Here is a 7,158-nt window from a genome sequence, read left to right on the forward strand (position 1 = left end):
ATGACAAGGTCATTCTGAATGAGCATAGCGATTGAAGAATCTAGTTAATATAGATGTTTCGCTTCGCTCAACATGACAAATAGAGGCTCAACATGACAAGAGGGCTTTACTCAACATGACAAAAGGAATTAAACTAACATGACAAGAAAAATTACACTCAATAATACTTTTTAAAGAATTGCTCCAAGATTCTATATTGTCTGCGTAATTCTGAATCTGTAATCTCATTTCTAGTTTTGCCTGTTGTGCCTTTATATGCTGGCATTAGATTGCTGCCATTTCTAACTTTACTTCTAAATTCATTAAAATCAGGTAATGAAGCGTTCATTGGTAATTGTAAATGAGTTTCTACTACATGGCAGCGCATGCAATCAGTGCCATTAAAGGCTTGAATATTGGCATCATACTTTGCGATTTGTAATTCCTTATTCTTTATCTCACCTTCTTTAATATCTAATTTTTCACTCATAACTTGCTGAAAGGCTAGGATTTTTCTACGCTCTGTATTGCCTAATTCTTTAAGCTTTTCAAAAGCCTCATAGTTGTAGTGTAAGAGAAAAACGACTATAGCCATACCTACAATATAAACAAGCTTACTATTTCCCATTATTTGCCCTATTGAATTTTCTTCTTTACTGCTTTCCATGTTGAACCTCTCCCCTGTCATGTTGAGCCTCTATTTGTCATGTTGAGCCTCTATTTGTCATGTTGAGCCTCTATTTGTCATGTTGAGCCTCTATTTGTCATGTTGAGCGAAGCGAAACATCTACCCCCTCGTCATGTTGAGGGCAAGCCCGAAACATCTATATTGACTAGATTCTTCACCTAAAGGTTCAGAATGACAAAATTGACTAGATTCTTCACCTAGCAAGCTAGGTTCAGAATGACAAGAGGTAAAGGCTAAGCATGACAAAATATTATATTCATAATGACAAGAAGGTTCAGAATGACATGATTTTTACTAAAGAAACTTGGCTTTACTAAACATGACAAGAAAGGTTGTCCTAAAATAATAAGAATGACAAGCTCTTTCGTGATGTTTCGCTTTCTCTTTTGTCATGCTAAGCCTCTCTTTTGTCATGTTGAGCCTCTATTTGTCATGTTGAGCCCTTAAGGGCGAAACATCTAACATAATTACGACTTTGTATTACTTAGAATCTGTCGTATCTCATCATCACTTAATGCGCCGATTTCTTCTTTGCTAGCAACGCCACTAATAAAGTTATTGATTTTTAGCTTATAGCTATCATCATCTTTGCTATATATGGACTTTTTCATATCGCTAAATATTGAGATAACATCTCTTGCTAGCTTTATTACTTGTGCATTTGGGTCTTCACTATGGATAGATATACTTGCATAGCGATTAAATTCACCTTGTGCTATTAATGCAGTTTTTACCATTTGCTTATTGATAAAATCCTCGCTCATAGCCTTTAAAAGTATTTCATCAGCAGCATTATCAAGTATTCTTTCTTGATATACTGAATATAGCCCTTGCATATTATATTTCATAGCTTCTTTTATAACGCCTTTAGCCATTGTGGTTTGTGAGCCTAGACTATCTTTTAGCATTTGTTCAACAATCTTTTTAGATTCTATATTTTTGACTAGCTTGCCTGCTTGCCATTTTTCACTACTAATCCAATGATACAGCGTTCTTTCATTAATGCCAAATCTCTTGCTTACTTCTTTTGTGGAATCAAAATGCGTTTCATAATATGTTCTAACTTCTTTTTTTAGTAATTCTTTTTTTGGGTTCATGATTAATCCTACTAATCTTAATGTGATTACACATTAAGAAATGAATAAAAACATTTATAAGGAAAGGCTACTTTTACGCTATGAATGAGATGCACAAAGCAGGTGTTTAGGATTAAATGCGAAGGAGTATAGATAAACATTTAATCTTGGTATAAACTCTAAACACAGCACAATTATAAACTTTTGCTTTGAAAAAAGAAATAGCGGATTTATGCTACTAGCCCACTGCCTAAGAGTGTAATTTATGTTATTTGTGATAGAATATAAATATTAAATTAAAGGTAGCAAAAGTGAATAAAACAGAGGCAATTATTGCCTATATAGTGAATTATTTTCAATGTAATGACGCACTAAATAATCTAGGCAAAGTTAAACTTGTCAAAATTTTGTGGTTTGCAGATAGAGAGTTTATGCATAAGTATTATAAGCAACTCACTAACTTAGAGTATAGGAAAATGCCACAAGGTCCTATGCCTACAAATATAGATAAAATTTTAAAAAATATGCAAGAAAAAGAGATTATTAAGTCATTTGAGACTTCAAAGTATGGATATAGCCAAACATGTTTTTTATGCTTAAAAGAGCCAGACTTAGATTACTTTAGTGCAATGGAGATAAGTATATTAGATAAGGTTATTATGGATTTAAAACATAAATCCGCAAAACAAATTTCTAATCAAACACATGATGAATTATGGAATTCCATAGAGCAAGGTAAAGTAATGCCTTTAGAATCTGTATTTTTGCAAGATATCATTCCTGCTACAAAAGATGATGTAAATGGCTAAAATTGATAATCCTAATGATTTGTTTGAGCATTTTAATATATCGCAACACTGTAAGAATGAGATACATCAGCTTTATAATACACATAAGGAAAAGTTTTTAAAGCCATTAGCTGGAATCTGTGGTGGTATCAAAAGGCAGTCTCAAGAAATTTTAGATAATGAGTTTGAACACCCAAAAGGCACTTGTTATATTAAGACTACCTTTATAAAGGTTATTTACCATAAAGAATCTTTGCAAATAATTGATGTGTATTGGATTGAAAAAGGTTAATGGCGTTAGTGTGCTTCATTATTTGCCCTTTTAGCATAGCTCTTACTAAAGAACTAGATTCTTAGCTTCGCTTACGCTGATTGAGACATCACAAGGCTTGATGTTTCGCTTTCTGTTTCGTCATGCTAAGCCTCTCCCTTGTCATGTTGAGTAAAGCCCTCTTGTCATGTTGAGCGAAGCGAAACATCTACCCCCTCGTCATGTTGAGGGCAAGCCCGAAACATCTATATTGACTAGATTCTTCACCTAGCAAGCTAGGTTCAGAATGACAAGATAATATATTCAGAATGACAAGAAGGTTCAGAATGACATGATTTTACTAAAGAAGCTTCGCTTTACTAGCAATATATTTTCTCTATATTGTCTAGTGCATATTGATAGGCTTCTTTTGCTTCTTGTTTGTTTGCAAACTTTATGCCTAGCATATCTATCCATGTATTGAAGTCTTTGATACTATCTAGCTTTATATCTTTCATATCAAAGGTTATTGCTTTTGTGGTAGAATTATTATGGTTTTGCAAAAGAATATCATCAGTTTTTAACTGCTCTGACACCGATTTGCTTGTAAAATTTGCTTCGTCTAACGTCTGCGAATTATCCAACTCTTTGTATCGGCTTTTACTTCTTCTATCTTTAAATGATGTAACTATAAATTTATTGTTATCTTTCCTGCCTAAAATTAGAATATCTTTATCTGTAATAAGTTCTATTTTGTTGTTATCTTGTTTATAAAGCTTAGAATTTTCTACAATCTGCGGTAAATCCTCTTTAATAAACCTTAATGCCTTTTCTTCTCCCCATTGTTGGCTTCTACGTTCTATTATGTGTTGCAATCCCATCTTGGAATCTCCCCATACTAAGTCTATATCTCCTAGTCCTTCCTTATAAAAAGCTCTTTGTATTTGTCCTAGCTTTTTATCCAATAAAAACTCTATTGCTTCTTTCCCTCTGCCTTGCCCCTCCCATATATACCCAAAAGGTTCGCCAGATTGTTTATAGATTGTATCTATTCCCTTAAAACTTTCCTCAAAGCTATTTGTTTTTAAATCAAACTTTGCAAATAAAACATCTATCATTTGATGATATTTATAATTTTGCTTTGGTATGGATAGAGACGCAAAGAGTAATTCGCTAGGAGATTCAAACATAAAGCTACTTGAATTCTGCTTGCTAAAGGCTTTTGCATTGTCTAAAAACTCTTTTTTATTTATGGGTTCTGCTAGGAATTTAAGCATATTTAGGGTGTCTATATATGTGTGTCCGCTTTGTCCTTGAAGTTCTATGCCTTTATAGTATAATTTACCCTCTTTTATAGCTAAATCATCATTTATTTTTATATTTTCAAACTCAACCTCTGGCGTTTTTAATCCTCTTGCCTCTTGGTTTTCTATCTTTTGCATAGCTATTGATTTTATATATTTTCCCTCTTTATCATAGGGGATATATATACCTTTATCTGTTTTAATAAGCGTATGTGCATTATCTGGCAATACATATTTTTCTGCTTCTTTTAGATAGTTTTCTCTTATATAGGCTTGTTTTTCTGCTTGAAAATACTTATCATAGAATGGGTCATTAGGTGTTAATGGGTCTTTAGAATTTGCTAGTGTATTCCTTGCATATTTTTCCGCTTCTCTTTCTACTTCTTTAGGAATAATGGTAGATTTTTTAGATTCTGCTATCAAATCTTTTACGCTTTTGCCTTTGATTATTCTGTCTGTTTTATGGCTTTCAAGTTCAGCGTCAAGCGAAACATCTTTATTAAGCTTTTTTGTGGTAGAATTAGGAGAATCCTTTAGAGAAAGATTGTATCCATTCTCTAGCTCTTTTGAGTTCGTAACTTGGTCGAAATTCTGTGCGTGGGGATTTTCTCTTTTATATGCTGTTATCACCCAATTATTTTCGCCATTACTATGAAATCCTTTAGATAAACCTACTCTATATTCTCTATTATCCTTATTGTGAATTATTGTATTGACTCCTGCATTGCTTACTACTTTCCCATTTTGCACGATTTCATCAATGCCATTAATTAGCTTTTGTTCTGCGCTATCGCCTACAAAGCTTTTAAAGTCATTTATATGTTTTTCTAGAATCTTTTGTAAGCCTATGTTTTTATTACCCCATACTAAGTCTATATCTCCTAGTCCTTCCTTATAAAATGCACCTGTTACTTGTCCTTGCTTTTCTTTAAGTAGCTTTTGTATTGCGCCTTTTCCGTCTCTGTAATATTCTGCATAATTTATGCCAAATTCATCTATAGGCTCTAAATTTAGAGCTTTTTCAATCGCTGCTCTCTCGCTTTTATCTTGTTGTTTGATAATTGCTTTTTGTGTTGGATTTAGTATTCCTGCTACATTACTTGTGCTAATAAATTCTTTTTCTAAAGAAACTCCGTTTTGCCCTTGCGGGATTACATCTAAAGAAGCTTTGCTTTTTGTCTGTTTTGTGATAGCCTTTAAGTTTTGTTTTGCTTCTTTTATTTCTGTTTTATTTTTGGTAGAATTAGATTGAGTGAGTTCCTTAGAAAATGTTTTAAGGTTAAAAGCTTCAGCGAGTATATTTGAGGCTTCCTTACTTTTATAGAGTATTTCCGCATTTCCTAAATTCATTTTATTTTTAAGATTATTCAGTGTTCTTAGTGCATTTGAGCTAACTATCAATTCATTATTCTGTAATTCATTATTCTCATTTTTCACTACACTAACAAACATTGATTTTTCATTACCTATGTCTTTAATAAATAGATATGCTTCCTGATGTTTCATAACTACATCTGGATTTTCCAAAGTTGGCTTAATATATTGTAAAAAATCGATTCTGCCTCTTACATTAAGTTTTATTAAACTCCCACTTTTTACATGAATATTTTGATTGCCTAGTGCCTGTATTATCTCTGGCTTAATATTTGGGATAAAATCCTCTTGAATGCTTTTAAGATTAAAGGTTTTTAGCCAAGCTTGTTGTATATCTTTGGGTATTTGCGAATCTATATCATGATTGTTACTAATTCTATTGCTTGCTTTAGGCTCATGTAGGTTTCCAATTGATTGAGGTCGCTCAAGGCTATCCTCTCTAAATCCGATGCTAGCATTATGTCCTTGTTTATCCTTGCTATCTCTAGCATTGCTACTAGCTGCGTGGCTATTAATGCTAGGAGTGCTTCCCATCTGTTTTCTGTCTGTATTTGCTTTCTGCTCTTGCGAAAATGCAACTTGTGGTTGCTCTCTATATTCAAGGCTTGGCTGTATATTGTCTGTTGTAGCTGTTGTTGGTTCAGTTTGTATCTCTCTAGTAGTGCTGTTATCATATATTCTTGTTTCATGACTGTTGGGATTAATATTTGTAGCTTCTGTTTGTCTAGTGGTGCTTGCTTCATGCATATTTCCTTGTTTTGGTAGTGAGCTTTCATATTCTTGTAATTTATCTAAATATAGCCTTATTTTGTTCAAATTGGCTTCATTTGCATTCCCTATTAATACTTTTAAGAAATCATATTCATTTGGATTGCGCACGGCAGAGAAGAAATTGGGCTCTTGTAACTCTTTTGCTACTTCCTCAAATCTTTTAAGATATGTAAAAAGACTTTGGGCTGGGTTTGTATTTGTATTTGCAATTCTAGTTAGCACAATGCCTAAGCCTTGTGATTTAAATGTTAGGGGTGTTGCGCCTAGTGCCTTTTGTGCTTGCTTATTTGGATTAAGGATATAGTGTTCTAGGCTTTCCACAAAGGCTTCATAATTTTTCTTTGTATTTGTTGGTGCATTTACTAAGAATGTAATTGCATCTTGGAGCATAGAATCTATTGGAATATCTGGGTAAGCATTCTTAATATTATAAAAGCTAGCTGCGTTTTTGATTAGCATATCTGTTATAGCCATATCATTAGGCTTAGAAGCTAGGGTATCAATATTACTTACAAATTTGCTTTTATCTTGCATAAGTGAAGATAAAAGAGCTAGATTTGTTTCACTCTCTTTTAATGGTTGTCCCCCTAATAACTGATTAGTCTTTCTATAGAGATATTCTAAGTCGCTTGTATCATCTCCTATTCTTTTTGGCAGGCTTTGCAAGGCATCATAATATTTTGCAAGCTTAGTAAAGGTTAGCTCGCTTAAAGAATTCTCTAAGCCATCATTACTAGCCTTAGCAATTAAGATTCTTGTCTCTAGGGGGATAGAATCATCAATGCGTCTTACAAATAACTCATCATTAGCTAAATCTACATTGAATTTGTCTTTGATTGCTTGTTTATATTTACTTCTTGCATTTGGACTTAGATTTTGCAAGGCTTTTGCTCTATGATTGCCTAAGAGTAAATATCCTTGTGAATCC

Annotated in this window: 5 protein-coding genes; 2 read left to right on the forward strand and 3 right to left on the reverse strand. The window is 33.1% G+C overall.

Going from position 1 to position 7,158, the window contains the following annotated elements:
• Positions 1-157 precede the first annotated feature (157 nt).
• Together LS73_RS09385 and LS73_RS09390 are read right to left on the reverse strand one after the other, a co-directional pair.
• On the reverse strand, positions 158-667 hold the full coding sequence (locus LS73_RS09385) for a hypothetical protein (RefSeq protein ID WP_104717626.1): 510 nt from the start codon (positions 665-667) through the stop codon (positions 158-160).
• A 467-nt stretch (positions 668-1,134) separates the two neighbouring features.
• Entirely contained in the window at positions 1,135-1,764 is a 630-nt protein-coding gene (locus LS73_RS09390) for a helix-turn-helix domain-containing protein (protein WP_034556790.1), read from the reverse strand.
• A gap of 290 nt (positions 1,765-2,054) precedes the next feature.
• Here LS73_RS09390 and LS73_RS09395 point away from each other — a divergent pair, with 290 nt between their 5' ends.
• Positions 2,055-2,552: a Panacea domain-containing protein gene (locus LS73_RS09395; RefSeq protein ID WP_034556792.1), complete on the forward strand. Its 498-nt coding sequence runs from the start codon at positions 2,055-2,057 to the stop codon at positions 2,550-2,552.
• Positions 2,545-2,823, forward strand: coding sequence for a hypothetical protein (locus tag LS73_RS09400; RefSeq protein WP_034556794.1), 279 nt, complete (start codon positions 2,545-2,547; stop codon positions 2,821-2,823). Before LS73_RS09395 ends, LS73_RS09400 begins: the two co-directional genes overlap by 8 nt.
• 338 nt (positions 2,824-3,161) lie before the next feature.
• On the opposite strand, the gene LS73_RS09405 is transcribed toward LS73_RS09400, so the two are convergent.
• Positions 3,162-7,158: putative barnase/colicin E5 family endoribonuclease (locus tag LS73_RS09405; RefSeq protein WP_328590923.1), on the reverse strand; the 3,997-nt coding region annotated here is incomplete at its 5' end.

It is taken from the genome of Helicobacter muridarum, assembly GCF_000765805.2.
In the GTDB taxonomy this organism is placed as follows: Bacteria; Campylobacterota; Campylobacteria; order Campylobacterales; family Helicobacteraceae; genus Helicobacter_A; species Helicobacter_A muridarum.

Bases quoted from the DNA above. Each gene is read 5' to 3' on its own strand.
- LS73_RS09385 (WP_104717626.1), bottom strand. From the start codon at position 667: ATGACAGGGGAGAGGTTCAACATGGAAAGCAGTAAAGAAGAAAATTCA.
- LS73_RS09390 (WP_034556790.1), bottom strand. From the start codon at position 1,764: ATGAACCCAAAAAAAGAATTACTAAAAAAAGAAGTTAGAACATATTAT.
- LS73_RS09400 (WP_034556794.1), top strand. From the start codon at position 2,545: ATGGCTAAAATTGATAATCCTAATGATTTGTTTGAGCATTTTAATATA.